This is a genomic window from Corallococcus terminator (assembly GCF_049194865.1).
Classification (GTDB): domain Bacteria; phylum Myxococcota; class Myxococcia; order Myxococcales; family Myxococcaceae; genus Myxococcus; species Myxococcus terminator_A.
In genome coordinates this window covers 1-25,415 of sequence record NZ_JBLZWL010000011.1, presented here as the reverse complement: position 1 = coordinate 25,415, position 25,415 = coordinate 1, and the positions used below count along the sequence as shown (strand labels likewise).

Here is a 25,415-nt window from a genome sequence, read left to right as displayed (position 1 = left end):
CGGCCCATGGCCGCGCGAGCTGCGTGGAACCCGGACGCACGAAGCGCCGCGTGCGTGCTCCGCGGACGCACCGGGCGAGCCCGCCCCACGCGACATGTCCGGCCGGTCGTGTAGGGTGTGCGCCCATGAGCTCCATCCCACTCGCCGGCCCCTATCGCTACACGCGCAAGGGGATGGGGGTGTTCCACCTGTCCTTGAGCCGGCCGTGGACGTGGGCGCTCACGCACCACGGAATGTGGAGCGTCTTCGTCCACGACGTGGAGCCCGCACGGCCCGGGTTCCCCGAGCGACGCCACCCGCTCCATCCACCGGAGGCCGTGCTCGGCTGCTGGCTCGCCCTCTACGCCACGCGCGAGTACGACGAGGAGGCCGTGGAGTGGCTGCGTCGGGCACACGGCGTGGAATCCCCCACCCGCGACGTGCTGCCCTCGGGCGCGTATGTCGCCATGGCGCGGCTCGCGGAGGTGTCCACCGTGGGCAACGACTCACGGGCCTTTGGCCGTGACGCCTGGTGGTGGCCTCCGGGGGCGTCCTGTCGCGGCACCGTGGCGTGGTGGTTGGAAGAGGTGCAGGTCTTCGAGCCGCTCGTCTCGGCCCCCGCCCAGCGCCTCGCCCCCATGGACCCGGAGCTGTTGCCGGAGCTGCGTGAGCGCGTGCGGCTGGCCCGCGACGGCATCTGGCGTCCCGAGGTGTACGCGACGCCCGCCCCTCCACCGCCGCCTCCGGTGCCACGAGAGCCCGAGCCGCCCGTGAGCGCCACACCTGCCCCCCCAGCGCCCGCGCGCCGGGAGCTGCCCGCCGACGACAGCCCCGTCGCGCCCATGGGCAGCGTCGAGCAGCTCGGCCTGTTCGGTGGCGGCTCGTGAGCCCGCGGCGCTGAACAGGCATGTCCACGAATGGGCGCCGCGCCACATGCCTTCGTTTTGACGCGTGTCCCGCCTTCCCGCTTCATCTACACTCAGTGTTTTCCCCCTTCTTACGGAGATGACCTGATGTTCAGCGCTTTCTCGCGCCCCCTGCGGTGCTTCGCGGCGACCGCCGCGCTCCTGTCCCTCGCCGCGTGCGGTGACGATAAGGAAGACCCTGCCCCCGTACCGCTCTCGTGCGACGCACAGACCTATTCGGAGGCCGTCCGCCATGCCGCGGAGCCCACGAGCGCGGACGTCTCCACGCAGCTGTGGGCCATCAGCCCGTCCAACTCGAACCTTGTCTGGAATGCTGACAAGACGGCCGTGCGCATGGCCATCTGGACCACCTTTCAAGGCTACACGCTGGGCCAGAACACGCTCTCGCGTGAGGTCTGGGTCACGCCCGCCCCGCAACTCCAGACGTTTTGCAAGACGGTGTCCTCGGAGAAGCTGGTCTCACGCGTCAATCAGTATCTGGGATTGCCCCCGGCGACCACGAACGACGACGCGCGCTACATCGTCGAGCTGTGGGTGAAGCCCGGAGACATGTTCCGGCCCTGCCCGGACTCGGAGATCGACGACGGCTCGTGCGGCCTTCAGTTCCCCACCACGGCGACCGCCGAGCACAAGAACTGGATCAACGCGAACTACGCCTACAGCTACGGGTTCTGGCAGAACACGCAGTACCCGTGGACGGGGCTGGGCTACACGTATGACTGGTGCAATGCCGACACGCGCGTCGGGGCCAGCGAATACGTGGTTCGCGCCACGTCCATCGTCGAGGTGACGGGCAAGTTCGAGCGCGCCGTCTACTGCGCTCAGTAGTCTGCCCCCACCTGTTCACTTCGGGAATGCGCGAGGGCAGGTCCACTCCACGGGGAGACACTCCGCGGAGTGGTGAGCCTCGCGCAAGCCCGTCACCAGGACGCTGGCGCCACGCTCACCGACGTCAGGATGGCCGCCGCGGTGCGCTTCCCCGTCGCCGCCGCGCCCTCCATGTAGCCCTGGGCCTCGTAGAACGAGCTGGTGTGCTCGCCCGCGAAGTAGAGGTTGCCCACGGGCGTCCCCTCGGTGCCCGCCAGCGAGGTGAACTGCCCGGGTCGATATGCCGTGTAGCTGCCCAGCGCATTCGGGTTGCTCGGCCAGTGCTCCAGGTGCGCGACGATGCGCTGGTCCACGCCCCGCTTCACCGCGCCCGCCGTCCCTGGCACCACCCGGTTCATCGCCGCCACGAAGCGCTCCGCCTCGCCCGCCACGTTGTTCGGGTCCATGCCCGCCCCGCGCGGCCCGTTGGCGAAGTCCGTCAGCACCGCGTCGCTCGCCGTCGCGCGCGTGGGGTTCGTCTCCCACGTGGCCTGATGGCTCATCAGGTCCGAGTAGCTCGCGCCACTGCACCCGCTCGCCCGCCAGACTGGCCCGCGATACCCCACCATCAGCTTCGCGTTGGTGCCGTAGCCCAGCTCGCGGATGACGCGCGTCTTCCACGCCGGCAGGCCGAGTGACGCCTCCAGCTCCACCCGTCGCAGGACGGTGAACGGCACCGCGAGCACCACGGCGTCATACGTGGCCGTATACGACGTGCTCCCGCGCCGCAGCGTGAGCGCCAGCGCCCCCGCCGGAGTCTTCCGGACCGACTCCAGCCGCTCGCCCTGTCGAACCTGCCCCGGCAACCGCGCCGCCAGCTCGCGAGGAATCTGCTGATTGCCGCCGAGCAGGCGATAGCGCTCATCACTCTCGCCATACGGCTCGAAGCGTCGACACTGCTCCGCGCGAATCAGGAAGAGCAGGTTGAGACAGCTCAGCTCGTCCGCCGCCAGGCCATACTCGGCCTCATACGCGGCGATGATGGCGGCCTTCACCAGGGGCCCCGTGTTCCGAGCCTCCAGGTATGTCACCAGGTCCATCAAGTCGAACCGACGGTCCAGCGCCGTGTGCTCGGCCGCCGTGGGCGCATCCGAGAGCCGGCTCAAGTCCTGGGCGATGGCCGCGATGAGCGGACAGTACTCCGCCAGGATGGCCGCCTCGGAACGAAGCTGCCCGCCGAAGAAGTAGAACACCTCCCCCGCCAGTTGCTGGAGGTCTTCCTTCTCCAGGTGGAACTCGCGCGCATAGCCCAGCATCGTCGAGTGATTCGAGTCGATGAACTCTCCACCGCGCTCCACCACCTGCCCCGGGAAGATGACCGGTCCGCCGAAGGCACCTCCCATGGAGAACACCCGCCCGCCGACGCGCTCACGGGACTCATGCACCGTGGCCTGCACGCCAGCGCGCCGGAGCTCATAGGCACACGCCAGTCCCGCCAGTCCCGCCCCGATGATGCCCACCCGCAGCGAGGTCGGCGGACGTGCCTCCTGCGCCCGCGCCGCTCCCACCGCCCACCCCACGCCCAGCGCCGCCCCGCCCTTCAACACGGAGCGACGGTCCACCCGAACCTCGCGCCGGACTTCGAGCGGAGGTGTTCCCACGGATGCGGCGGCGAGCGCGCGTCGGGTGGTCTGCTTGAACAGGTCGAAGAGCGGGGTGCGGGCCATGCGGGACTCCAGAAAGCGAGGTGGACAGCCACCTCCTCACCTTCCGAAAACCCGCTCCGCCCGCAGCGCCAGAAACCACGCTGCCAGTCATTGAACACAGCGACTGTGAAGCAGTGCGCCCTACCCGGCCCTATAGCCCGTGGACTGTCTGTCACGCGCGCGACGGGTCCTCGTGTTCGGGTGCGGCCGTCCGCCATGGAGGCGATGCTTGGGCTTGCGTCGGATGAAGCCGTTTGCGTCCTGCCGCCGATAGCAGGTGAGCAGCCGCTCATCATCACTGACCAGGACAATCCAGCCTCGCGCCTGTCGCGCCAGCGACGAGCCATGAAGATGTGCGGGCAGGTCGCGCTCCAGCACGGTGACGTGTGTCACGCCCGCGGCGCGGGTCCGAATTCCGAAGTCGAGGATGAGCTCGAGGACTTCCTGTCGAAGCACCCCGAGAGCGCTGCGCTCGAGGAACGTGAGGGTGGCGGGAGAGGAGCGGGAGATGGACTGACGGCACCGGGCCATGGCGGATTCCTCCTGTTGGCCTCCTGCCTTTTCACGCGCCGTTCCAAGCCGCCTCACACGACATTCCAAGGGGTTGCGGGGCCATCCGACGCCGTCCGCGCGACAATTCGTCAACGCCTCGCCAGGCGTGTGACAGCGCGACGCAAGCGGCGACTCAGGGACGAGGCTGGAGCGCGGGACTGGAGCCCGAAGCAAGTCCACGCCGCCAGGACGCCCACCGTGCCTGGAGGCGGGGAAACACCGCGCTGAACGCGACGAACCACACGACACCTGCGAGCAGGTCGACCGCGTAGTGGTAGCGCAGCACCAGGGTGGAGAGGATGAGCGCCGCCGCCACGGGGAGCAGTGCCCGGAAGCGCCGGGGATGCGCGCGCACGTCATGCCCCAGCAACACCAGGGTGATGAACACGTGCAGGCTCGGGAAGAGGTCGTAGGTGGACGAGCCGCTCGCGACGACGGCCGCGTTCAACTGTGTCAGCCACCCTCCGTCGAGTGGCACGGTGAACAGCTCGGGATACGCCGCCACCGGGCCCATGGCGGGCACCAGGTAGTAGCCCGCGATACCCGGCACGTAGGCCGAGAAGACATGGGTGAAGAAGCGCTCCGCTCGCTCCCGGGGCCCCACCACCGCCCAGGCCATCGCGAGGTGCAGGTACACGTGGAACGCGAGGTAGCTCGCGCTGAACACGTCGTGCACCCACGGCGCGCTCCAACGCTGGAACCAGACGGACGGCGTGCCGCCACCGAACACCCACGCGTCCAGGCTGAACAGCCACGCGTCCCGCGTCTCGAGCCCCAGCGCGGGGATGGTCGTCTTCACCGACGCGTAGAAGAAGAACGTCGCGACATAGGCCAGCAGCAGCCTCACCCGAAAGACATGGGCCTGTCCGTCCAGCCGCGCGAGCACCGCCACCGCGAGGATGAACAGGGCCGTGGCACCGGACACCTGGAGGAAGCTCTCGGACCGGGCTCCCGCCACGAGCAGGAGCGCGCATGACAGCGTCACCCCGAAGGTCGCCAGCAGCGCTTCGTGGAGATAGGGACGCTCAGGCATCCGCGGAGGGGACCCGCCGGGCCTCTCGCATCAGGGCACCACTGAAGACACCCCGGACGAAGAAGAAATAAGACGGGATGAAGGGCGCGCCTTGCGCGAGCAACTCGGAGCGCAGGGACTGGTGCAGCGTCGGCAGGTTGTACCAGGGCACTCGCGGGTACAGGTGGTGCTCCAGGTGGTAGTTCTCATTGCACATGAAGAACCGCGTCACCGGATTGGAGAGGATGGTCCGCGAGCCGCGCACGGGGTGACTGCTGTGCGTGAGGAACGTGTGCTGACTCATCCCCCGGATGTTGACCAGGGTGTTGATGATGACCATGGGGATGACCCAGGCATGCAGCAGCACCGGCCACGGCACGAGGACGCCCACGAGCACCGCCCCCGCGAGGACCATGGCCACCTCGAAGCCAATCCACCGCTTCTCGGACGCCGTCCCGTGCTTCCAGCCCAGGATGGGAATCATGGTGATGTACGCGGGATACCCGAGCAGCAACCGGCCCACGTGCATCGCCAGCTCCAGCCAGCGTCGGCCCGTGTAGTTGGCATAGTGGTCGGGATCCAACCCACCGCCCAAGTCCCGGTGATGGCGCAGGTGCAGCACCTTGTAGGCCGCGAAGTTCTGGAGCACGGGCCACGCGCACACCATCCCGCCCAGCCGGTTCAGCCACGGCCGAGAGGAGAGCCCACCATGCACCGCCTCATGGGTGAACAGGCTGAGGCCATGGAGCGAGGCCGCCGCGACGACGTAGAGCAGCCCGCGCGCGAGCCAGACCTGGGGGGACGCCAGGGCCTCCAACGAGAGCACCGTGGCCCCCCACGCAGCCACGCCGTAGAGCGCGAGGAACACCCCGAATCGAGGCAGATGGCGGGCGTCGACCTGTTCCAGCTCATGCAACCGCTGGGGAGTGAGGGACGATGAGAGCGTCGGCATGGGCTGTTCCTGTGGGTGCCATCATGCCCTACAATCCGCCCCCTCGCAGAAGCAACCCTTGCCCCCGTCGACGACTTGAGCGCCACGCCCCACCGTCTGAAATTCGCCGTCGTCCGTGAAGACCCGGAGCTGGAGCAGGACCTCATCGGCCGCACCCGGGCCCGCGCGCTCCTCACCGTCGCATCCGGAGGCTGCACGCTGCTGACGCTGGCTCGGCAGAACCCCTCGCTGGAGCTGGTGGGCTTCGACTTCAACCCGCGACAGCTCGCCCACGTGAGGGAGAAGGCCGCGAGCCTCGGCACCGCGCGCATGGAGGAGCTCGGGCTGAACCAGTGCGGCGAATTCGAGGGCCTGTTCCGCACGCTGCGCCACTTCATCGAGGAGTTCGCGGCCCCACCGCGCGAGCTGACGGCCTTCTTCCAGCCGACGACCTCCGCCGCTGAGCGGGCCTCACTGCGCGACGGCTGGTTCGCCTCGCCCTATTGGCCGGTCGCCTTCCAGCTCGCGTTCGCGGACCCGTTCCTCCACGCCATGTTCGGCCCGGCGGCGACGCAGCACGCGACGCCCGGCTCCTATCCCGGCTACTTCCAGGCGACATTCGAGCGAGGGCTGCGGCGCGAGGACGCCCACCGCAATCCCTACCTGCAACACGTCCTGCTCGGCGCCTATCGCCCGGAGGACCGGCCCGCGTACCTGCGCGCGGAGACGCCGCTCCCCGTCACACTGGTGCAGGGCTCGCTCCCCGACGTGCCCGACCTGAGACGCTTCGACGTCGTCTCGCTGTCCAACATCTTCGACTGGTCGGACGACTCGCTCGTCGCCGAGTGGGCCGCGCTGCTGTCTCGCGAGGCCCGCCCCGGCTGCGCCGTGTTGCTGCGACAGCTCAACAACCAGCGAGACCTCCGCCGCTTCTTCAGCCCGGCCTTCGTGTTCGACGACGCGCTCGGCAGGCAACTCCAGGCCCGGGACCGCAGCCTGTTCTACGAGCGCATCGAGGTCGGCTTCCGGCGGACGGCGTCTCCGTGAGCGGCGTGCGCTACGTGGTGTGCCGGCCAGACACGCTCGGCCCTTACGTCGAGCGACTGCGGCGGCTCGAGCAGGGCATCGAGTACCCCATCGCCGACGGCGCCGACCACTTCTTCATCGACCACGGTCCCGAGTACCACCCCTTCTTCTCCTCCCTGGGGGACGCGTACTTCCTGCTGGCCCTGCGCGGTGAGGAGCTGCTCGGCTCCGTGACGGGAATCTCGCGGCAGGTCCTGCGAGGCGACACGGCGTGCCAGGGGTTCTACATCTGCGACCTCAAGGTGGCCTCACACGCGCGCGGCACGGGACTGGCGCGCAGGCTCATCTTCCAGGGGCTCACGCACCTGTTCCGCATCCCCGCGCTGCGTCGCACCCGGTTCCTGTACGGCGCCGCCATGCGCGGCTCGCGCGGCGACGTCATGCACACGGTCCGAGGCTGGAATCCGCTGCGCGTGGCTCGGCCCGAGAGCCGGCTCGCGCTCTACTTCGTTCCCCTGGCCCGGCTCGCGGCGTTGGACCTCGCGGGGGCACCCGCCCACATCCCGGGTGACGGGCTGCGGCTCGGGCCCTCGCCCGCCCGGAAGCTCGAAGGTGCGGGCTGGTGCACCACCGCGGGGAGCAAGGACCTCCAGCTCCGCTCGACCCAGCGCCCCTGGCCGCTCATCCACCTCGCGGCGCCTCCCACCGCGTGGACTCGGGGCTGGGGACATTACCTGCGGGAGTGCGGGCAAGAACTCGCCGCGGGCAACCCGGACGCGCTGGCCTGCTTCACTCTCGACGAACGCTTGAAAGCGCAGCTCGACTGGCTGCGGGGCACCGGCATTTCCCCCGACACGGTGTGCACCGTCTATTCTCTCGATCTGACCCGCCTCAAGGGAGCGCCTTCATGGGTGCACCTTCCCTCGTCCGAAATCTGAACCTGCGTCAGCACATCGCCGGCCTGAAGGCCGAATGGAACGTGCTGGAGACTTCGCCCTATCTGCGCGCGCTGATGGACGGCTCGTTCGAGCGGGACGACTTCCTGGAGACACAGCAGCAGTTCTTCGCGGCGGTGGCGCACTTCTCGCGGCCCATGGCCCTGCTCGCCAGCCGCCTTCCCCGCCCCGAGCTTCGTCTGCCGCTGGTGGAGAACGTCTTCGATGAGCACGGGCGCGGCGCGCTCTCCCACGGCCACGAGCACACGTTCCAGCTGCTGCTGGAGCGGCTCGGTGCCTCCGGAGAGCGAATCCAGGAGGGTGTCTTCGGGCCGGAGGTGCGCAAGTTCAACGTCGCGCTGACGGGCATCGCCGCCTTCGAGACGCCGCACACCGGCCTCGCCGTGTTCGGCATCATCGAGGACCTGTTCAGCGGAATCTCCCTGGAGCTGGGACGCGGCATCGTCGCGCGAGGCTGGCTGGCCGCGGACCAGGTGGTGCACTACCCCACGCACGCCACGCTCGACGAGGAGCACGCGGACGGCTTCTACCGTCAGCTCGACGCGCCATACGACGCGTCACCTTCCGCCGCGCGCGACATCGAGCAGGGCCTCCTCCTGGGTGGCCACCTCTTCCTCGGCCTCTACGAAGACCTCTACCGGGCCCGTCGACGCCGACAGGCCTGACGCACGTCCCCGCACGGCCCTCAGGCGGCGTGACTCCCCCGCTGGGCCGCGACGGCGCTTCGCTCCACCGTCTCGGGCCGCCCCACCGCGTAGCGCTCCAGCTCGACAGCGCAGTGCGCGGAGAAGACACTCACCTCCGCCGAGTGCTCGCGCACGAGGGTCCGCAGTCGCTCCTGGTTGGCGAGGCGCGCCGCGTTGTCCGTCGAGCGCAGTCGCTGGAAGAGCCCCAGTCCCAGCGGACTGCGAGGCGCCACGAGGTTCAGCTCCTTGTGGTCGAAGTAGGCGTCTCCCGCGTGCAGCAGCCACTTCCCCTCTGTCTTCACGGCGACTCCACAATGCCCTGGCGTGTGGCCCACGAGCGGCACCAGCAACACCTCCGTGGACAGGCCCGGAATCACGCGCACCGCCTCGAAGCCGAACCAGCGCTCCCCCTCCACCGCGTAGTGCCTCCACGACGGCTGGTGTGCCCACTGCGCGGGCCGGTAGCCGAACTTCGCGTTCTTCGGCGTCGGCACCATGGCCGCTGCGTGCTCGTCACGGAAGACATGCACCTGCGCACCAGGGAAGTCCGCGAGCCCGCCGATGTGGTCCAGGTCGAAGTGCGTGGGGATGATGTGGCGCACGTCCTCGCGCCGGAAGCCGAGCCGCTCCACCTGGGCGACCGCCGTCTCGCGAGGGTCCAACCGGGGCGCGTTGCGACGCAGGAAGCGCGAGCCCAGCCGCGTCGTGTCCTCGATGTCCTTGAGCCCCAGCCCCGTGTCGACGAGGACGAGGCCATCATTCGTTTCGATGAGCAGGCAGTGGCAGACCATCCGGGCCCGCGAGAAGAAGCCGCCTTCGCCCAGGACGAAGCGCGCGCCGCCAGCGGGGCAAAGGGTGCCACAGTTGAGGTGATGGACTCGCATGAGGGTTCCTCGGGGGGGAAGCAGGGGTGTCGTGTCCTCCCAAGGTAGAAACGCGGGCGCCGAGCCGATTGGAGAAATCGGCCATGGCGCCGCTCCCTGACATGCCCTCGATTGAACCCGGGCCTCGCGTGCCGCATGCTTCCTTGGTGACTTCCAGGTCGCTCCAGGTCGCATCCCAGGGCGCGCTCGCGGGCTTCGTGCGGGGCTTTCGCGCCGTCACCCGGGACGAGGACAGTGGCCCCGGCTACGTCCGCCTCCCCGACGGAGAGGCCGAGCTCATCGTCCGCCTCTCCGACACGCGGGGCGATGCGTATGTCATCGGCACGCGCCTGCATGTGCTCCAGAAAGGCGGGACGGACGTACCGCCCCTGGCCATCGCCGTGCGCTTCAAGGCCGGAGGCGCCTATCCCTTCTTCGGCGTGCCCATGGCGGAGCTCACCGACCGCGTCGTCAACCTCGACACCCTGTGGGGCGTGGAGGGGGCCCGGCTCCGGGAGCGCATGCACGACACCCTGCCCCTGGAAGCGAAGGTGAGGGTGCTGGAGACGGCGCTCACCGAGCGCCTGCGTCGCGGTGACGTGTTCGAGCCCGCCTCCGCGCACGTCGTCCGCCGCGCGGTCCGCGCCATCTCCCTGTCACCGGAGCTGCCCCGCGTCAGCGCGCTGGCCCGGGGACTGGGCGTCAGCGAGCGACAGCTCCGGCGGGCCTTCGACGACGTGGTGGGCCTCGGCCCCAAGGTCTACGCGCGGGTCGTCCGCTTCCAGCGCGCCATGCGGGCGTCCACTCGCTCGGCCACGCCGGACTGGGGCGCCATCGCCGCCGCCACCGGCTACTACGACCAGGCCCACCTCATCTCGGACTTCCGGAGTTTGACGGGCGTCACCCCCGTCGCGCTCCTGCGCGCCGCCCCTTGGCCGTGAGGCCTTGCTTGCGCTAGCAGGGGGCCCATGCCCCTCCTCGCCCTCGTCCGTCATGGTCAGTCGCTCTGGAACCACGAGAACCGCTTCACGGGCCTCGTGGACGTGCCCCTCACCGACAAGGGCCGCGATGAGGCCCGCCTCGCCGCGCACGCGCTCCAGGGCATCACCTTCGACGTCGCCTACACCTCCGTGCTCACCCGCGCGCAGGAGACGCTCGCCATCATCCTGGAGTCGCTCGGCCAGCGCCCGCCCATCATCCGCGACGCCGCCCTCAACGAGCGCCACTACGGCGACCTCCAGGGCCTCAACAAGGCGGACGCCGCCCAGCGCTTCGGCGAGGCCCAGGTGAAGCTGTGGCGCCGCTCGTACGACGTGCCGCCCCCCAACGGAGAGTCGCTGGAGATGACCGCCCGGCGCGTGCTCCCCTTCTACGAGCGCGCCATCTCCGGCGACGTCCGCCTGGGAAAGAACGTCCTCGTCGTCGCCCACGGCAACTCGAACCGCTCCCTCGTGATGAAGCTGGACCAGCTCACCGGCGAGCAGGTGGTGGCGCTGGAGCTGGCGACCGGCGTTCCGCTCGTCTACGAGCTGTCGGCCGAGGGGTCCGTGCTGTCCAAACGAACTCCCTCCCCCTGAGCCGGGGGCCCCCCTTGTCGCGCGGGGGCTTTGAATGCCATGAGACTCGGCCCGTCAGAACTGTCGAGTACACAAACAAGGACGCCCCGATGAAGGCCCTCGCAATCGCCGTCGCACTGCTGACCTCCGCCACCTCCTTCGCGCAGACTTCCCCCCAGGTCGAGAAGCAGCCGGCGCCCGACGCGACGATGGAGAAGTTCCGCCCGCCCCCGCCGGGCCGGCCGATGCCGTCGCAGCCGCAGCAGCCGTCTCAGCCGCCGCGGCACAACAACTCGGGTCCCTTCGTCCCGCCGAACAGCACCGGCACCCTGGTGGTGGTCAGCCGTGAGGACCTGGCCCAGCGCCTGGAGCGCCTGGAGCGGCTGATGGAGGACATCGAGGACCGCGCGGACCGGGACACCCGCGGCAAGGTGCGCAAGGCCCAGGAGCTGCTGGAGTCCGTGAGGCGCCAGGTCACCGATGCCCCGCTGCTCGCCACGGTGATGCCGCGTCCGCCGCCCCCGCCGCCGGAGCCGATGATTCGCCCGATGGCGGATGGCTCCTTCCAGCGCTGGCATGACGCCATCAACCGGGAGAACTTCACCGACGACAAGCTCCGCGTCCTCAACACGGGCCTCCAGGACAACTACCTCCTCGTCTCCCAGGTGATGCGGCTGATGGAGCGCTTCTCCTTCAACGACGACAAGATCAACGTCCTGCGCGCCGTGAAGTCGCGCATCCTCGACACGGAGAACAACTACCAGCTCTACAACGCCTTCACGTTCTCCGCCGACAAGAAGCGCGCCCAGGACATCCTGTCCAGCCGCTGAGCACTGACGGGCTGACACGCTGAAACCGGGGCGTCGCGGGAGTCCACCCGCGGCGCCCTTCGTGTTTCCGGTGCCGGAAGACTCACGGGCCGGACAGCTTCTTCATCAGCGCCTTCGCCTCGGGCGAGTTTGCGTCGCCGTGCACGACGGCCAGCACCTGGCCCTCCTCGTCGAGCGCGATGGCATAGGGCTCGCGACTGGAGGCAAGCCCCAGCGACTTGCCCAGGCCGCCGCTCTTGTCGAGCCAGGTGTCCGTCCAGAACGCCTCGGGCACCTTCTGTTTGGCTCGCTCCCTCGCGGAGTCGGCGCTGACGAAGAAGGGGACCTTGAAGGTGAGCACGGAGGCCCGGTGCACGGAGTCCGGCACCTGGGTGGCGGCCGTGTCGAACCAGCGGCGCATCTCCTCGCCGCCATCCTTGTCGGTGAGCACCACCAGGAGCGTGCGCTTTCCCTTCCACTCCTCACTGCGGTGGGTCTTGCCCTCCAGGTCCTGAGAGGACAGCTCCGGCAACGCCTCACCCGGCTTGGGCGCGGCGCCCGCCAGCGAGGCCACCAGGAGCGAGGCGAGCAGGCAGGAGGCCCCCAGCCCTCGTCGAACAGCGCCCTTCGACTGTCGCGTCTCCATGACCACCTCCGTCGCCCGAGGGCATGCGGGTGAAGTGGTCATCGCCTCGGGCGGAGGCCAGGGAAGCGGCCTCGCGAAGGGGCCTGCCTGCTCGGTGGCCCGGGTGGCTACACCGTGCGGGAGAAGCGAGGCTTCTCGGCGCGCGCCAGGTGGGCGTCGAACACCATGGCAACGTTGCGCACGAACAGCCGGCCCAGGGCCGTCAGCTCCAGCTGCGTGTCCGAGCGGACCACGAGCCCGTCCTCCTCGAAGCGCCGCAGCCGCTCCAGCTCGGGCGCGAAGTCGCGGACGCCGTCGTCACCCAGGTCCACCCACGCGTTGCACATGAGCTGGGTGATGACCGCGCGGCGCCGCCTGTCATCCTCGGTGAGCAGCAGGCCGCGCTCGGTGGCCAGTCGTCCCTGTGAGACGCGCTCGTAGTAGGCGGGCAGCGCCCGGACATTCTGCGCATAGGCCCCGGCGACATCGCTGATGCCCGTGCTGCCCAGCGCCACCACGTCCGAGGCCGCCTTCACCGTATAGCCCTGGAAGTTGCGGCCCAGCCGTCGCTCGGACAGCGCGCGCGACAGCTCGTCCTCCGGCACCGCGAAGTGGTCCATGCCGATGGCCCGATAGCCCGCGCCCACGAACGCGGCACAAGCCGAGCGGAACAACTCCAGCTTCACCTGCGTGGTGGGGAGCGCCTCCGCGGGCATCCGCCGCTGGTGCTTGAGCACCTCCGGCATGAAGGCGAAGGAATAGACGGCCAGCCGGTCCGGCCGCATCTCCAGCACCGTCTCCAGCGTCCGGGCCCAGGTCTCCGGCTGCTGGTGCGGCAGGCCGTAGATGAGGTCGAAGTTCACGCCGGTGAAGCCGAGCGCGCGCGCGTGCTCCAGCAAGGCCCGCGTCCGCTCGGGCGACTGAAGCCGGTTCGTCACCTCCTGCACGCGCGGGTCGAAGTCCTGCAACCCCATGGACAGTCGGTTGAAGCCCAGTCGCCGCAGCAGCGTGAGCTGTCCCTCCGTCGTCACGGAAGGGTGCACCTCGATGGCGACCTCCGCGTCCGGCAACGGCACGAAGCGCCGCGTGAGCTCGGTCCACAGTCGCTCAAGCTGCGCCTCCGTGAGGAACGTCGGCGTCCCGCCACCCCAGTGGATTTGCGAGAGCGAGCGGCGCGCCCCGAGCCGCTCCGTCACCAGGTCCAGCTCCATGACGAGGTGGTCGAGGTACCGGTCCGCCGCGCGCGAGTCCTTGCTGATGACCACGTTGCAGCCGCAGTACCAGCAGAGGCTGTGACAGAACGGAAGGTGGACATAGAGCGACAGCGGCTCGGCGGAGTCACGGGTCCCCGCGCTGCTCAGCCGCTCCGCGAGCGCCTCCGGCCCGAAGTCCCGACGCCACTCCGGCGCGGTGGGATAGCTCGTGTAGCGAGGTCCGGAGACGTCGTACCGACTCAGCAACTCCGGCGTGGGCCGAGGGACACCTGGCAGCGCTTCCATGCCTCACGTCTCATTCCAAGCCGCGTGCCACATTCATCCCCTGAGCCCGATGAACGCCCCCGCAGAATTCGCGGGGACCTCCAGGACCTGCGCAGGACTTTCGCGAGCCTGCTCCCTCAGCGGCGCGGCGACGGCGGGCCAAGGAAGCGGGCGTCCATCCGCACCACCTCACCGGAAGCCGAGTCCGCCACCTCGACGAGGAAGGTGAAGGGGAGCTCCGTGCTCCCCTGCGGGACGAGGATGAACAGCGGCACCCGGAAGCTCTCCAGCGAGGCGAGCCGCACCTGGGCCTGCGGTATCACCACCCGCGCGGAGTCCGGAGCCCGCGCGGAGATGGAGAAGGTGGACGCCTCCGGGTTCTTGTTCACCAGGTGCAGCTCGAACTGGTTGCGCACCGTCCCCGCCTCGATGAGGTACGGCGTGCCCTGGAAGCGCAGCAGGTTCGCCTCGAACGGGATGCGCCGCGCCACGCTCCACACGAACCCACCGACGGAGGCGAACACCAGCACCCCATACAACACCAGTCGGGGCCGCCACGTGCGGCGAGGCTGGCCCGCGAGCCCGTTGAGTGAGTCGTAGCGGATGAGACCGCGCGGGCGCCCCACCCGGTCCATCACCTCGTCACAGGCGTCGATGCACTGCGCGCAGGCCAGACACTCCATCTGCAAGCCGTTGCGGATGTCGATGCCCGTGGGGCACGCGGTGACACACTTGAAGCAGTCCACGCAGTCGCCCTTCGGCGGCGCGGGCTGCGTGGGGAGGGCCTTCAGCAACCGCCCCCGAGGTTCGCCCCGTCGCGCGTCGTACCCGACGATGAGCGAGTCCCCGTCCTGCATCGCCGACTGGAGCCGCCCATAGGGGCACACCACCACGCAGAGCTGCTCCCTGAACCACGCGAAGTTGAAATACAGCGCGCCCGTGACGGCCATGGCCCAGGTGAACGCCACCGGAGCCGCCCTCGGCCCCTCGGCCACCATGGACAACAACCCTCCGGCGGACACGAAGAGGCTGAGCGCGGCATGGGCGATGAGCAACGACACGCCCAGGTAGGCCCCATGCTTCACCACCGAGCGCGCCACCCGGCCCGCCGTCCATGACGTCCCTTCCTGGCGCAGCCGCCGCTCGCGAGGCCCGTCGATGAGCCGCTCCAGCGGCCGATAGAGTCCCTCCAGGAACACCGTCTGCGGACAGGCCCAGCCGCACCACACCCGGCCCAGCCACGCGGTGACGAACAGCAGACCGAACCCCAGCGCGGTGCACAGGAAGAGGACCCGCCAGAAGTCCTGCGCATTGTACGTGGCGCCGAAGAGGAAGAAGCGGCGCGCCGCCACGTCCAGGTGCACGGCGGGATGTCCGCCCACGTCTATCAGCGGCAGGGCCACGTAGATGGCGATGAGCACCGCGAACGCCACGCGGCGCCAGGTGATGAAGCGGCCCCGCACGTCCGATGGGTGCAGCGCCCGGCGCGAGCCATCCGCGTGGATGGATGAGAGCTGGTCGATGCGGGGGCCTTCCTGCCGCGGAGCTGTCGCCATGTCCGAGTCCTCGTGGCCCGAGCGCTACGGCTGCTCGAGCTCGCCCTGAGGCGCCTTTCCGCCAGTGGCGTTCGTCCCCTTGAGCGTCAGGACGTACGCGGTGACGGCCTTGACGCGCTCGGCGCCCAGCGTCCGCTCCCAGGCGGGCATGCCCTTGGCCACGGCGCCATCGGCCACCACCTTGTGGATGGCCATGGGTGCGCCACCGTGCAGCCAGAAGCCGTCCGTGAGGTTGGGGCCGATGAGGCCCTGCCCCTGCGCACCGTGACAGGCCGCGCAGTTGGCCTGGAACACGGCCTTGCCACCCTCCAGTGATGTCGGGTCGTTCACCAGCTTGAGCAGCAGGTCATCCGACGCGGGCGTGTTGCTGGCCATGCGCTGGGCATGCTCGGCGGACTCCGCGGCATACTCGCCCAGTTGCCCGGGCCACGCCTCCGCGACGTGGTACCAGAACCAGTAGCCCGCGCTGAAGACAATCGTCGTCCACAGGAGGAGCAACCACCAGTTCGGCAGGTTGTTGTCGTGCTCCTCGATGCCGTCATAGATGTGTTTGACCAGCGACTTCTCACTCATGACCGCCCTCCCCGCGCTCCGACAATGGCAGCCGCGAGAGCGCGTCGAAGTCCTGACTCCTGCGCGCTCCGAACCCCCAGGCGCAGACGCCCAGGAAGATGGCGACGAACAGGACGAGCGCGAAGAGTGGAAGCTCCTCCAGCGTCATCCCTTGATAGAATTGCTTGTACATCAGCGGCCTCCTCCTTCCTGGACTCCCGCCGCCGACGCGGAGGGCGCGACCTCGGACGGCGGCGCGGGCACGTCCTGCGGACCTCGGCCCAGGCGCTGGAGGTAGGCGACCAGGGCCACCATCTCCGAGTCCCACGCCACCTGGACACCTTGCGTCGCCAGGTCCGCGGCGATGGCCTCACCCTGGGACTTCTGCCGTGCCTCGGCCGAGTCCACGTCCGTGTTGGTGTACGGCACGCCCAGCTTCTGCATCAGCGACAGCTTCTTCGGCGCGTCCTTCACGCGGATGCGGTTCTCCGCCAGCCACGGATAGGGCGGCATGTTCGAGCCGGGGCTCGTGGCTCGCGGGTCCATCATGTGCGTGTAGTGCCAGAGGTTCGGATACCGGCCACCCACGCGGTGCAGGTCCGGCCCGGTGCGCTTGCTGCCCCACTGGAACGGATGGTCGTAGATGAACTCCTCCGCGCGAGACACGTCGCCGTAGCGCTGCGTCTCCGCCACGAAGGGCCGGATCATCTGCGAGTGGCACGTGTAGCAACCCTCACGCACGTAGAGGTCTCGGCCCTGCAGCTCCAGCGGCGAGTAGGGCTTCTGCGCCTCGCCATGCGCGGGCACCGCCTGCTGGATGAGGATGGTGGGCAGCAGCTCCGCCACGCCGCCAATCAGGATGGCCACCAGCGTCAGCACGGTGAAGGCCAGCGGGCGCCCCTCGATGAGCGCGAACCACGACGGCCGCCCCGCCTCGCGGTCCTTGCGCGTGACAATCCAGGCCAGCTCGCCCAGCGCGACGATGGCACCCATCAGCACCAGCGCGCGCACCGGCTTCGCCCAGCCCAGGAACATCGTCACCGTGATGATGGCGATGGCGAACACCAGCGGGCGGCCGGTGACGACCTGCACCCAACCCGGCGCGGGCGTCGTCGTCGCGGTGGGCACGGGAGCCGGCGCATCTTCCACGACGACGGTGGTCTCTCCGTCGACGGCCTTGCCCGCGCGCGCCGTCTTCCAGAGGTTCCACGCCATCATGCAGAAGCCCACCAGGTACATGGAGCCGCCGACGAAGCGGACGATGTACATGGGCCGGATGGCGAGCAGCGTCTCCACGAAGTTCGGATACAGCAGCGTCCCGTCCGCGTGGGTGGCGCGCCACATCAACCCCTGGTTGATGCCGCTGATCCACATGGACACGATGTAGAGGAGGATGCCCACCGTCCCCAGCCAGAAGTGCGCGTCCGCCGAGCGGGTGGAGTGCAGCTTCGTGCCGTACAGCCTGGGCACCAGCCAGTAGAACATGCCGGCCGCCATGAAGCCGTTCCAGCCCAGCGCGCCGCCGTGCACGTGGCCGACAATCCAGTCCGTGTAGTGCGCCAGCCCGCTCACCGTCTTGATGGACAGGAGCGGCCCCTCGAACGTCGCCATGCCGTAGAACGTCACACCGGCGATGAAGAACTTGAGGACCGGGTCATCGCGCAGCTTGTGCCACGCGCCCTTCAGCGTGAGCAGGCCATTGAGCATGCCGCCCCACGACGGCGCCCACAGCATGACGCTGAACACCATGCCCAGGGACTGCGCCCAGTCGGGCAGCGCCGTGTAGAGCAGGTGGTGGGGACCGGCCCAGATGTAGATGAAGACCAGGGCCCAGAAGTGGATGATGGAGAGCCGATACGAATACACCGGCCGCTCCGCCGCCTTGGGCAGGAAGTAATACATGATGCCGAGAATCGGCGTGGTCAGGAAGAAGGCGACGGCGTTGTGGCCGTACCACCACTGCACCAGCGCGTCCTGCACTCCTGAGAAGACGGAGTAGCTCTTGAGTCCATCCAGCGGCAGCGCCAGGCTGTTGACGATGTGCAGCACCGCCACGGTGATGATGGTCGCGATGTAGAACCAGATGGCGACGTAGAGGTTCTTCTCGTTGCGCTTCGCCAGGGTCCAGAAGAAGTTGATGGCGAAGACCACCCAGATGACGGTGATGGCCAGGTCGATGGGCCACTCCAGCTCCGCGTATTCCTTGGAGGTGGTGATGCCCAGGGGCAGGCTGATGGCCGCCGCGACGATGATGAGCTGCCAGCCCCAGAAGTGGATGTTCGAGAGCAGGTCGGACGCCATGCGCGCCTTCAAGAGGCGCTGCGTGGAGTAGTAGACGCCGGCGAACATCATGTTGCCCACGAACGCGAAGATGACCGCGTTGGTGTGCAGGGGCCGCAGGCGGGAGTACGTCAGATAAGGGATGCCCAGATTGGCCTGCCACCACGCGAGCTGGCTGGCCACCAGCGCACCCACCGCCATGCCCACGATGCCGAAGACCACCGCCGCGAAGATGAAGCGGCGGACCGTGGTGTCGTCGTAGACGATTCGCTGTTGTTGCACGGAGTCACTCCTGGGAAGCCGAAGACGACGGCCCGTCGGAGGACGCGGCGGGGCGAGCCACGCTGTCCTCCTCGAGCGGAAAGAGCGCGAGCCGGTCCGCCTGCTCATGGTCCCGGTGACGCATGCTGTAGATGAACAGCAGCACCGAGCTGGCCACGAGCATCAGGCTCACGAAGACCTGGAGCACCAGGACGTTCATGCGGGCACCTCCGTGGGACGCGCCAGGGGCGCCGAGCCGCTGCGCGGAGCACGAGGCGCGGACAGGCTCCACAGCGTGAAGAGGACGGTGGCGAGGCTGGTGGCCGGCATCGCCACGGCGGCGCGCAGCGGCGTCATCCAGCCCGCGAGGCACACGGCGACAGCGACCACGTTGTAGCCGATGGCCAGCGTCAACAGCCGACGCACCACCTGGTGCAGGCGCTGCGACAGCTTCAGCGCCTCGCGCAACGAGGAGAGCCCCTCCCCCACCAGGAAGAAGTCGCTCTTGCCCGGCATCACCGGTCGGTCAATCGCGGGAGTCCCAGCGCACAGCGCCCGCTCGAAGGCGAGGCTGTCGTTGACGCCATCGCCCAGATAGAGCGAGTCCGTGGCGCCGATGCGCGAGACGGTACAGGCCTTGTCCTCGGGACGGAGGCCGCCCAGGGCACGCTCCAGTGGCACGCCCAGGGAGCCCGCCAGCTCGCGCACTCGCGCGGGAGCATCGCCCGAGATGAGCCACACGGCATGTCCCTCTGCCTGGAGCGCGGCGACCTCCCGGCGCGCGTCCGGACGGAGGGCCTCTCGCAACGGGAACGCGGCGAGGGGGACGCCGTCACGAAAGAGCACCGTGCCGCGAGGCCCATCGGCGCTCGACAGGTGCGAGCCATCAGTCCCCACGGCAATCGGCGCTACGCCGAGGTGCCAGTCCGAGCGACCCAGACGCCACGACACGCCGTCTCGCATCCACTCCAGTCCCTGCCCGGGATGCTCCGTCACCCGTGCCTCCGGAACGAAGCGGGCACCCGTTCGCGAGAGCGCGTCCGAGAGACACCGGCTCACCGGATGGTTGCTGCGCGAGGCCAGGTTGAAGGCCACGTCGCGCGCCTCTTCCGTGAGCACATCCAGCGAGGCCCGGTCCGCCAGCTCCATCCGCCCGAGCGTCAGCGTCCCCGTCTTGTCGAACAGCACCTGACGCACGCGCGGAAGACGGTCCAACAGGTCCGTCGCGCGGATGAAGAAGCCCTCGCGACGCAAGCGGGCCTGCACCAGCTCGTAGGCCAGCGGTGTGGCGATGCCGATGGCGCACGGGCACGTCACCACCAAGAGGGCCACCGCCACCTCCAGCGCCTTGTCGGGCCCCGACGGCCACCACAGCACGAGCCCCAGCGCCGACACCGCCAGCACCGTCACCACCCACCGCCGCGACACGGCCTCCCAGAAGCGCGTGTGCCCCGCGCTTCGACCCGCGCCATCCGGTGCGCGGCGCAGCAACGCCACGAGCGGCGAGTCTTGAAACGCCTGTCGAGCCCTCGCGCGCACCGCCTCACGTCCGGCATTGAAGGCGCCCGCGGGCAGTGCCTCCCCCGTGGACATCTCGCGCTCATCCGGCTCGCCCGTCATCCAGTCCGTGGAGACGCGCGCGCGCGCATCGAGCAACTCCGCCTCCACGGGCACCAGGTCTCCCGGAGTGATGACGAGCAGGTCCCCCTCGGCCACCTGGGTGACTCGCACGGTGGCGAGCCGCTCGCCCTCCTGCCGACGAACGAAGAGTCCCTCCGCGCCGTCGTCCTCCAGCAGGAAGCGTCGGTTGCGCTCCAGGACGCGCTGCTGGAGCCAGCGCCCCACCAGCATCAACGTGACGAAGGTGTTGAGGGTATCGAAGTAGGCGAGGTCACCGCGCCCACCCCGGGCCTGCACCAGCGAGGTGCCAAACACCAGGAGGATGCCCAGCGCGATGGGAAGGTCCAGGTGCGGCACGCCTCGACGAAGCCCCTGCCACGCCGAGCGGAAGAACGGCCATCCACCCACCATGACGACGAGCGTGGACAGCGCCAGGCTCAGCCGCGTGAAGAGCTGGAAGACCTCCGCATCCTCCGGCGTGAGCCCCACGTAGAAGCTCACCGAGAACAACATCACGTTCATCGAGAGCGCCACGCAGATGCCCAGGCGGATGGGCAAATCGAGGCTCGCGGGCGCGGGCCGCTTGCGGCTGGGACCGAAGAGGTAGCCGAAGCCCTCCACCGTGCGCAGGAAGTCGCCCACATCGAAGGCCCCGCGCTGCCACTGCATGCGCGCCTTGCCCAGCGCGGGGTCCACCGTGAGCCCCGCGCCTCCGGGCTGACGACGGAACAGCTCGTTCATCAGCCAGACACATGCTGCGCAGTGGATGCCCTGGACGTCCAGCTCCAGCGAGCACAGCGTGCCCGGCGCGGTCTCCGCGCGAGCCACCAGCGGCTCCAGCCACGCAAGGCCGCGTCCTCGCGCGGGCTCCGCCGCGGGCGCCGTCTTCCCACCCGTGAGCTGGTAGTAGCGAGTCAGCCCCTGCGACACCAGCAGGCCATGCACCGCCTCGCAGCCCGCGCAGCAGAACTCGCGCGAGGCAGTGCCCTCCGGCACGCGGCTGCCACAGTGGAGGCAGGAGGCCACGTCGGGCCGGGTTTGCGCGGAGTCGGGCATGCGAGCTGTCACCTTGCGAACGGCATGCCTGTTGCGAAGGACCTGCTCATGCCCATCGACGCTCCGCTACTGCTGGCCTCGCTGACGCCGACTCCGACACTGGTCGCGGGCGCGCTCGGTGCACTCACCGTGGGGCTCACGGGCAGCGTGCACTGCTTCCTCATGTGTGGGCCGCTCGCCTGCGCGGGGCTGCCCGCGCTGCGCGGGCCCGAGCGCCACCGCGCGCTGCTCGCCTATCAGGGCGCGCGCCTCGGGGCCTACGCGCTGGTGGGCGGAGCGCTGGGCGCACTCGGCGGCGGAGTGACTCGCGCGCTCGCCGTGTCCACGCGTCCCTATCTTCCGTGGCTGATGGCGGCGGCGCTGGTGGCATCCGCGCTGGAGCTGGGAAAACGCCTGCCTCCCCTGCCTGGGCTCGCGCGGCTGGCGAGCGCCCTGGCGCGCTGGAGCGCAAAGTTTTCGTGGGTGGGCCGCGCGGGCGCAATGGGTGCGGTGACGCCCTTGCTGCCCTGTGGCTTGCTCTACGGCGTGCTCACCGTGGCGCTCGCGAGCGGCTCGTTCGGCGGCGGCGCGCTGGTGATGGGAGCCTTCGCGCTGGGAGGTCTCCCGGCGCTGCTCGGCGCACAACTTCAAGCAGGGCTGTGGAGCAAGCGACCCCGGCTCTCGGATTTCCTGCTTCGTCGGGCAATGCCGCTCGCTGCGGCGGCGGTGCTGGTCTTCCGCGCGGTCGACACCTCGCCTCACTGCCACTGAGGGTCCCCCTGTGCCAGGGAAGAAGTCGCCTCGGCTGACCTGTCGAGTTGACCACCCGAAGGGGGCGAGCGCAGGCGGTTACGGCGCACTACACAGACACATTCAAGGAGCAGATGGTGAAGCGAATGATGGGCCCGAGCGCGGTAAGTGCCGCGACACTGGCCCAGTGAGTGGGAGTGTACCAGCCGAAGTTGTCGCAGTGGGATGAAACCAGCCCCTGCGCGGGGACCGCACGGCAGGAGATTAGCGCATCGGCTGATGCCCTCTCGCGACAACCATCTGGACGGTCACAAGATTGTACTCCGCCCCCTACGACCTTTTCCTGAATCGCTCATGTGGAGCAATCAGCCCGCGTCGTCACAAATCCAGACACGGAGGGGGCTCATGCCGCAGACACAAATAACAGTAACACATGACTGTCTCCCCATTTGCGAGACGGGAAGCCACGTCGTGGCGATGTTCCGTCATGAACTCTTCGTTGGAAACAGGCTCTGTGCCTTTCTGGTGGTCACCCTGACCATTGCGTTCGACCGCTTGCGACTCCATTTCAGACAGGCCACCACACCCACCCAAGGAGACAGAGAGACCCACAGCGCCAATCCAGTGCCCAAGCATTCCAGTATTCATAGAAGCCCCCGTCACCTTCAGTTCAACTGGAGTCCCAGCCCTTGCATCTGAGACCAGCCTCGCCAACATCCGCCAACGTCGTCCAGATATGACTTTAGAGCACTGAGAGTCACGACCTCCCGATTCTTGCCAATGGAACGGGAAGCACATTGAAGCACCAGGGAGAGGTACGGCGAAGAACCTTCCGACCTCTCTCTGGAAACAGAGTGTCAGAGATACACACGCATGGGGGAGCCTACCCTTATCACTGACGCCATGCGCCGCCAGCCCTACACGCAGTGCGGGGCGTGATGGACCTTGCAGTAACTGCAGTAACAGTCTTCGCCACCGGGCACTTCGGATGACGGCGACTCAGAGATCTTGGCGGACACCTCATGCTTATGGTTGGCCAGGAACTCCTCGCGTGCCGCCCCGTCCAAATGAGAGATATCCAGGTAATGAGCCGAATCCTTCGAAGAGTCGTCAGCCGACTCCTCTGACACGCCTCCGCAGCCAAACAGAGCAGCATTGAGGAGGGCGACCGGAATCAAGACCGCGATCTTGGCAAGCTTCATGTAATTCTCCCTTGATAGTGCGCAACTGGCTCTCCGAGTGGCACCCACCACTCAGACATCCTCCCGCAGGCCCATTCAGTTTTCGCAGGAGACCTCAACATAATCCACACATCCTCATCCTTTATCAATATGCATGGAATACTATTTTGGCGGGTGCTTTCTGACTTCGATTCATGGAACTCATTTGCAAGCAATGGCGAATACCGTGACCAACCTGCCTCCCCAGAGTGAAAACCAGGCCCGTTCCTCTGACCATCCCATTGCTTGGCAAGCAGAAAGTGCGCCTGACGGGTACAACTACACCCAGCGTTTACCCCGTACGCAAACCCTCTCCTAAACCGCCCAATCCGATGTCGTGGGGTATTGCGCACCTACTGCGTGGGGGAGGCAAGGTCGGCCGTATAGGTGGGCGTACCGGTGGAAACGGTCGCGCCCCACCAATCCTCCTGTATGTCTGTCCGCCATGAGATTGGCCGTTACCCGCCGCATCGCTGCTCGGCGCGCAACGTGGCTTCGAGGCGTGGTTTCACGACGTCGACGCGGGAGCGTTCACACTGAGTCAGGATGGAGGGTCCCCGTGGGTCGCGCGTTGGTAAGAGTGAGCGGTCGAAGGTCCGTTCGCGAAGTACTTTCATCCAGATACCGCGATCCGCCTTGCGCTCGCGTCGATGGTCAGCAAGTCACTGCATGCCGAACTGGTGCGTCTGACGATGTACCTCTGGAGCAACTACGTCACGCTGAACGGCGGACAAGTACGCTTCTTGTCGCACGCAGTGGCATCGGCGAGGCTCCCGGCACCTTCTCTTTCGCCCGCCGAGGAATGATGACCGCGCCGCGCACTCCGAGCACTCTCGCCGCGTTGCTTCTGCTAACCGCGAACTGCACCACCTCGCGCCCACCATCACAGAGCGAAGCCGCGTCCGAGGCCGTCACCCAGGCCGCGCCCACGCTCACGCCCGCACAGGTGGCGCTCCGCGCTTTCGTGGACGCGCACTTCGACGAGCAGTTCCGTCGCTTCCCGCTGTCCGCCACCTCCGCGGGCGTCCATACGTATGACGGTGAGCTGCGCGGCTTCACCGCCGAGGAGCGTGCCTCACACCTCGCGTACCTCAAGGGCCGGCTCGCCGCGCTGCCGACGGCGGTGGACCGGAGCGCGCTGCCGCCCCTGGACCGGGCCGACTACGACATCCTCGAGAACAACTTCCGCGCGCGCATCCTGGAGCACGAAGAGGTGCGCTCGTGGGAGCGCAATCCCAACACGTACCTGAGCCAGGCCTCCATCGCGGTGTTCCAGCTGATCAACCGGGACTTCGCGCCGCTGGAGCAGCGCATGCGCTCGGCCGTGAGTCGCATGACGAAGGTGCCGGACCTGTTCGCCGCCGCGCGGACATCCCTCAAGAATCCCCCGAAGCTGTGGACGGAGATTGCGCTCCAGCAGGCCCAGGGCACCCGGTCGCTGTATGCGCAGACGCTGCCCCAGGCCTTCTCGCCAGTGAAGGACGCCGCGCTGAACGAGGCGTTCCAGAAGGAGCAGGCGCGCTGCCTCGCGGCCATCGACGGCTACATCCAGTTCCTGAAGGAGGACCTGCTGCCCCGCTCGCAGGGGAAGTTCGCGATTGGCGAGGAGACCTACCGCAAGAAGCTGCTCTACGAGGAGGGCGTGACGGAGAGCATCGACTCGCTGCTCACGTGGGGGCTGGCGGAGATGAAGCGCACGCAGGCCCAGTTCAAGGAGGTCGCCGGACGGCTGGGGCCGGGCAAGGCGCCCATGGACGTGTACCGGGAGCTGAGCAAGGAGCACCCGACGCCCGCGGAGCTGGTGTCCAGCACCACGGCGACGCTGGAGGAGATTCGAGCGTTCCTCATCCGTGAGCGCATCATCACCGTGCCCAGCGAGGTGCGCGCGCAGGTGGCGGAGACGCCGTCGTTCAATCGCTCGTTGTCCTTCGCGAGCATGAGCACGCCCGGCCCGTTCGAGAAGCAGGCCACGGAGGCGTACTACTACGTGACGCCGCCGGACCCGACGTGGACCGCCGAGCAGACCGACCAGCACATGAGCTTCTACAACCACCATGCGCTGCCGCTCGTCTCCATCCACGAGGCGTATCCCGGCCATTACGTTCAGTTCCTCTGGACGAACCGGGTGGAGTCCAAGGTGCGGCGGCTCCTGGGCTCGGGCTCGTTCTCCGAGGGCTGGGGCCTGTACACGGAGCAGATGATGCTGGACGAGGGCTACGGCGGACGTTC

General features: G+C 68.4%; 24 protein-coding genes. 10 read left to right on the top strand and 14 right to left on the bottom strand.

Features of this window, described 5'->3' with window-relative positions; all coding sequences use genetic code 11:
- Positions 1–125 precede the first annotated feature (125 nt).
- Together ACN469_RS07250 and ACN469_RS07245 are read left to right on the top strand one after the other, a co-directional pair.
- The gene (locus ACN469_RS07250) at positions 126–866 is read left to right on the top strand and encodes a hypothetical protein (RefSeq protein WP_498765499.1); all 741 of its coding nucleotides are present in this window, start codon (positions 126–128) and stop codon (positions 864–866) included.
- A gap of 126 nt (positions 867–992) precedes the next feature.
- Positions 993–1,733 (top strand): hypothetical protein, encoded by a 741-nt coding sequence (locus ACN469_RS07245; RefSeq protein ID WP_498765497.1) that lies wholly within the window; start codon positions 993–995, stop codon positions 1,731–1,733.
- Positions 1,734–1,825: 92 nt separating this feature from the next.
- On the opposite strand, the gene ACN469_RS07240 is transcribed toward ACN469_RS07245, so the two are convergent.
- From ACN469_RS07240 to ACN469_RS07225, 4 genes are all read right to left on the bottom strand, one after another.
- The gene (locus ACN469_RS07240) at positions 1,826–3,439 is read right to left on the bottom strand and encodes a flavin monoamine oxidase family protein (RefSeq protein ID WP_498765495.1); all 1,614 of its coding nucleotides are present in this window, start codon (positions 3,437–3,439) and stop codon (positions 1,826–1,828) included.
- Between the two features lie 120 nt (positions 3,440–3,559).
- On the bottom strand, positions 3,560–3,949 hold the full coding sequence (locus ACN469_RS07235) for a hypothetical protein (RefSeq protein WP_498765493.1): 390 nt from the start codon (positions 3,947–3,949) through the stop codon (positions 3,560–3,562).
- A 154-nt stretch (positions 3,950–4,103) separates the two neighbouring features.
- Positions 4,104–5,003 carry a phosphatase PAP2 family protein gene (locus ACN469_RS07230; RefSeq protein WP_498765491.1) on the bottom strand — a complete coding sequence of 300 codons (900 nt, stop codon included), beginning with the start codon at positions 5,001–5,003 and terminating at the stop codon, positions 4,104–4,106.
- Positions 4,996–5,934: a fatty acid desaturase family protein gene (locus ACN469_RS07225; protein WP_498765489.1), complete on the bottom strand. Its 939-nt coding sequence runs from the start codon at positions 5,932–5,934 to the stop codon at positions 4,996–4,998. The genes ACN469_RS07230 and ACN469_RS07225 overlap by 8 nt, the downstream gene beginning before the upstream one ends.
- A 75-nt stretch (positions 5,935–6,009) precedes the next feature.
- Here ACN469_RS07225 and ACN469_RS07220 point away from each other — a divergent pair, with 75 nt between their 5' ends.
- Genes ACN469_RS07220 through ACN469_RS07210 form a run of 3 tightly spaced genes read left to right on the top strand, consistent with a single transcriptional unit; the run spans position 6,010 to position 8,560 of the window.
- Positions 6,010–6,960, top strand: coding sequence for a DUF3419 family protein (locus tag ACN469_RS07220; RefSeq protein ID WP_498765487.1), 951 nt, complete (start codon positions 6,010–6,012; stop codon positions 6,958–6,960).
- Positions 6,957–7,877 (top strand): GNAT family N-acetyltransferase, encoded by a 921-nt coding sequence (locus ACN469_RS07215; RefSeq protein ID WP_498765485.1) that lies wholly within the window; start codon positions 6,957–6,959, stop codon positions 7,875–7,877. The genes ACN469_RS07220 and ACN469_RS07215 overlap by 4 nt, the downstream gene beginning before the upstream one ends.
- Positions 7,847–8,560, top strand: a complete 714-nt coding sequence (locus ACN469_RS07210) for an iron-containing redox enzyme family protein (protein WP_498765483.1) — start codon at positions 7,847–7,849, stop codon at positions 8,558–8,560. The genes ACN469_RS07215 and ACN469_RS07210 overlap by 31 nt, the downstream gene beginning before the upstream one ends.
- 20 nt (positions 8,561–8,580) lie before the next feature.
- On the opposite strand, the gene ACN469_RS07205 is transcribed toward ACN469_RS07210, so the two are convergent.
- Positions 8,581–9,465 (bottom strand): MBL fold metallo-hydrolase, encoded by an 885-nt coding sequence (locus ACN469_RS07205; protein WP_498765481.1) that lies wholly within the window; start codon positions 9,463–9,465, stop codon positions 8,581–8,583.
- Between the two features lie 83 nt (positions 9,466–9,548).
- Here ACN469_RS07205 and ACN469_RS07200 point away from each other — a divergent pair, with 83 nt between their 5' ends.
- The 3 genes from ACN469_RS07200 (at position 9,549) to ACN469_RS07190 (ending at position 11,830) form a co-directional block, all read left to right on the top strand.
- A complete protein-coding gene (locus ACN469_RS07200) occupies positions 9,549–10,385 on the top strand; it encodes a helix-turn-helix domain-containing protein (RefSeq protein WP_498765479.1) in 837 nt (278 codons plus the stop codon).
- 27 nt (positions 10,386–10,412) lie between these two features.
- A complete protein-coding gene (locus tag ACN469_RS07195; RefSeq protein WP_498765477.1) occupies positions 10,413–11,021 on the top strand; it encodes a 2,3-bisphosphoglycerate-dependent phosphoglycerate mutase in 609 nt (202 codons plus the stop codon).
- Positions 11,022–11,110: 89 nt separating this feature from the next.
- Positions 11,111–11,830: a proline and serine-rich protein 1 family protein gene (locus ACN469_RS07190; RefSeq protein WP_498765476.1), complete on the top strand. Its 720-nt coding sequence runs from the start codon at positions 11,111–11,113 to the stop codon at positions 11,828–11,830.
- A gap of 82 nt (positions 11,831–11,912) precedes the next feature.
- On the opposite strand, the gene ACN469_RS07185 is transcribed toward ACN469_RS07190, so the two are convergent.
- The 8 genes from ACN469_RS07185 to ACN469_RS07150 all read right to left on the bottom strand — a co-directional run bounded on the left by ACN469_RS07185 (position 11,913) and on the right by ACN469_RS07150 (position 21,237).
- Entirely contained in the window at positions 11,913–12,455 is a 543-nt protein-coding gene (locus ACN469_RS07185; protein WP_498765474.1) for a hypothetical protein, read from the bottom strand.
- 107 nt (positions 12,456–12,562) lie between these two features.
- Entirely contained in the window at positions 12,563–13,933 is a 1,371-nt protein-coding gene (hemN, locus tag ACN469_RS07180) for an oxygen-independent coproporphyrinogen III oxidase (RefSeq protein WP_498765472.1), read from the bottom strand.
- 116 nt (positions 13,934–14,049) lie between these two features.
- The gene (ccoG, locus tag ACN469_RS07175; protein WP_498765470.1) at positions 14,050–15,468 is read right to left on the bottom strand and encodes a cytochrome c oxidase accessory protein CcoG; all 1,419 of its coding nucleotides are present in this window, start codon (positions 15,466–15,468) and stop codon (positions 14,050–14,052) included.
- 24 nt (positions 15,469–15,492) lie between these two features.
- Positions 15,493–16,041: a cbb3-type cytochrome c oxidase N-terminal domain-containing protein gene (locus tag ACN469_RS07170; protein ID WP_498765468.1), complete on the bottom strand. Its 549-nt coding sequence runs from the start codon at positions 16,039–16,041 to the stop codon at positions 15,493–15,495.
- Positions 16,034–16,213, bottom strand: a complete 180-nt coding sequence (locus ACN469_RS07165) for a cbb3-type cytochrome oxidase subunit 3 (RefSeq protein WP_498765466.1) — start codon at positions 16,211–16,213, stop codon at positions 16,034–16,036. The genes ACN469_RS07170 and ACN469_RS07165 overlap by 8 nt, the downstream gene beginning before the upstream one ends.
- On the bottom strand, positions 16,213–18,582 hold the full coding sequence (gene ccoN, locus ACN469_RS07160) for a cytochrome-c oxidase, cbb3-type subunit I (RefSeq protein ID WP_498765464.1): 2,370 nt from the start codon (positions 18,580–18,582) through the stop codon (positions 16,213–16,215). Before ccoN ends, ACN469_RS07165 begins: the two co-directional genes overlap by 1 nt.
- 4 nt (positions 18,583–18,586) lie before the next feature.
- Complete coding sequence (locus ACN469_RS07155) at positions 18,587–18,781, bottom strand: cytochrome oxidase (RefSeq protein ID WP_498765462.1); 195 nt, start codon at positions 18,779–18,781, stop codon at positions 18,587–18,589.
- Positions 18,778–21,237 carry a heavy metal translocating P-type ATPase gene (locus ACN469_RS07150; RefSeq protein ID WP_498765460.1) on the bottom strand — a complete coding sequence of 820 codons (2,460 nt, stop codon included), beginning with the start codon at positions 21,235–21,237 and terminating at the stop codon, positions 18,778–18,780. The genes ACN469_RS07155 and ACN469_RS07150 overlap by 4 nt, the downstream gene beginning before the upstream one ends.
- Before the next feature lie 24 nt (positions 21,238–21,261).
- Here ACN469_RS07150 and ACN469_RS07145 point away from each other — a divergent pair, with 24 nt between their 5' ends.
- Positions 21,262–21,987 carry a sulfite exporter TauE/SafE family protein gene (locus tag ACN469_RS07145; protein WP_498765458.1) on the top strand — a complete coding sequence of 242 codons (726 nt, stop codon included), beginning with the start codon at positions 21,262–21,264 and terminating at the stop codon, positions 21,985–21,987.
- Positions 21,988–22,883: 896 nt separating this feature from the next.
- Here ACN469_RS07145 and ACN469_RS07140 read toward each other — a convergent pair.
- The gene (locus ACN469_RS07140) at positions 22,884–23,168 is read right to left on the bottom strand and encodes a hypothetical protein (RefSeq protein WP_498765456.1); all 285 of its coding nucleotides are present in this window, start codon (positions 23,166–23,168) and stop codon (positions 22,884–22,886) included.
- Between the two features lie 859 nt (positions 23,169–24,027).
- Between ACN469_RS07140 and ACN469_RS07135 the strand changes: the two genes are divergently transcribed.
- Positions 24,028–25,415, top strand: a 1,388-nt coding sequence (locus tag ACN469_RS07135; protein WP_498765454.1) for a DUF885 domain-containing protein, incomplete at its 3' end; no start/stop codon positions are given.

What these genes read in the sequence shown, in the direction of transcription:
- ACN469_RS07235 (WP_498765493.1), bottom strand. Translation starts at nt 3,949, where the DNA reads ATGGCCCGGTGCCGTCAGTCCATCTCCCGCTCCTCTCCCGCCACCCTC.
- ACN469_RS07205 (WP_498765481.1), bottom strand. Translation starts at nt 9,465, where the DNA reads ATGCGAGTCCATCACCTCAACTGTGGCACCCTTTGCCCCGCTGGCGGC.
- ACN469_RS07140 (WP_498765456.1), bottom strand. Translation starts at nt 23,168, where the DNA reads ATGAAGCTTGCCAAGATCGCGGTCTTGATTCCGGTCGCCCTCCTCAAT.
- ccoG (WP_498765470.1), bottom strand. Translation starts at nt 15,468, where the DNA reads ATGGCGACAGCTCCGCGGCAGGAAGGCCCCCGCATCGACCAGCTCTCA.
- ACN469_RS07245 (WP_498765497.1), top strand. Translation starts at nt 993, where the DNA reads ATGTTCAGCGCTTTCTCGCGCCCCCTGCGGTGCTTCGCGGCGACCGCC.
- ACN469_RS07230 (WP_498765491.1), bottom strand. Translation starts at nt 5,003, where the DNA reads ATGCCTGAGCGTCCCTATCTCCACGAAGCGCTGCTGGCGACCTTCGGG.
- ACN469_RS07250 (WP_498765499.1), top strand. Translation starts at nt 126, where the DNA reads ATGAGCTCCATCCCACTCGCCGGCCCCTATCGCTACACGCGCAAGGGG.
- ACN469_RS07200 (WP_498765479.1), top strand. Translation starts at nt 9,549, where the DNA reads ATGGCGCCGCTCCCTGACATGCCCTCGATTGAACCCGGGCCTCGCGTG.
- ACN469_RS07155 (WP_498765462.1), bottom strand. Translation starts at nt 18,781, where the DNA reads ATGAACGTCCTGGTGCTCCAGGTCTTCGTGAGCCTGATGCTCGTGGCC.
- ACN469_RS07210 (WP_498765483.1), top strand. Translation starts at nt 7,847, where the DNA reads ATGGGTGCACCTTCCCTCGTCCGAAATCTGAACCTGCGTCAGCACATC.
- ACN469_RS07185 (WP_498765474.1), bottom strand. Translation starts at nt 12,455, where the DNA reads ATGGAGACGCGACAGTCGAAGGGCGCTGTTCGACGAGGGCTGGGGGCC.
- ACN469_RS07150 (WP_498765460.1), bottom strand. Translation starts at nt 21,237, where the DNA reads ATGCCCGACTCCGCGCAAACCCGGCCCGACGTGGCCTCCTGCCTCCAC.
- ACN469_RS07190 (WP_498765476.1), top strand. Translation starts at nt 11,111, where the DNA reads ATGAAGGCCCTCGCAATCGCCGTCGCACTGCTGACCTCCGCCACCTCC.
- hemN (WP_498765472.1), bottom strand. Translation starts at nt 13,933, where the DNA reads ATGGAAGCGCTGCCAGGTGTCCCTCGGCCCACGCCGGAGTTGCTGAGT.
- ACN469_RS07240 (WP_498765495.1), bottom strand. Translation starts at nt 3,439, where the DNA reads ATGGCCCGCACCCCGCTCTTCGACCTGTTCAAGCAGACCACCCGACGC.
- ACN469_RS07165 (WP_498765466.1), bottom strand. Translation starts at nt 16,213, where the DNA reads ATGTACAAGCAATTCTATCAAGGGATGACGCTGGAGGAGCTTCCACTC.
- ACN469_RS07195 (WP_498765477.1), top strand. Translation starts at nt 10,413, where the DNA reads ATGCCCCTCCTCGCCCTCGTCCGTCATGGTCAGTCGCTCTGGAACCAC.
- ACN469_RS07225 (WP_498765489.1), bottom strand. Translation starts at nt 5,934, where the DNA reads ATGCCGACGCTCTCATCGTCCCTCACTCCCCAGCGGTTGCATGAGCTG.
- ACN469_RS07145 (WP_498765458.1), top strand. Translation starts at nt 21,262, where the DNA reads ATGCCTGTTGCGAAGGACCTGCTCATGCCCATCGACGCTCCGCTACTG.
- ACN469_RS07170 (WP_498765468.1), bottom strand. Translation starts at nt 16,041, where the DNA reads ATGAGTGAGAAGTCGCTGGTCAAACACATCTATGACGGCATCGAGGAG.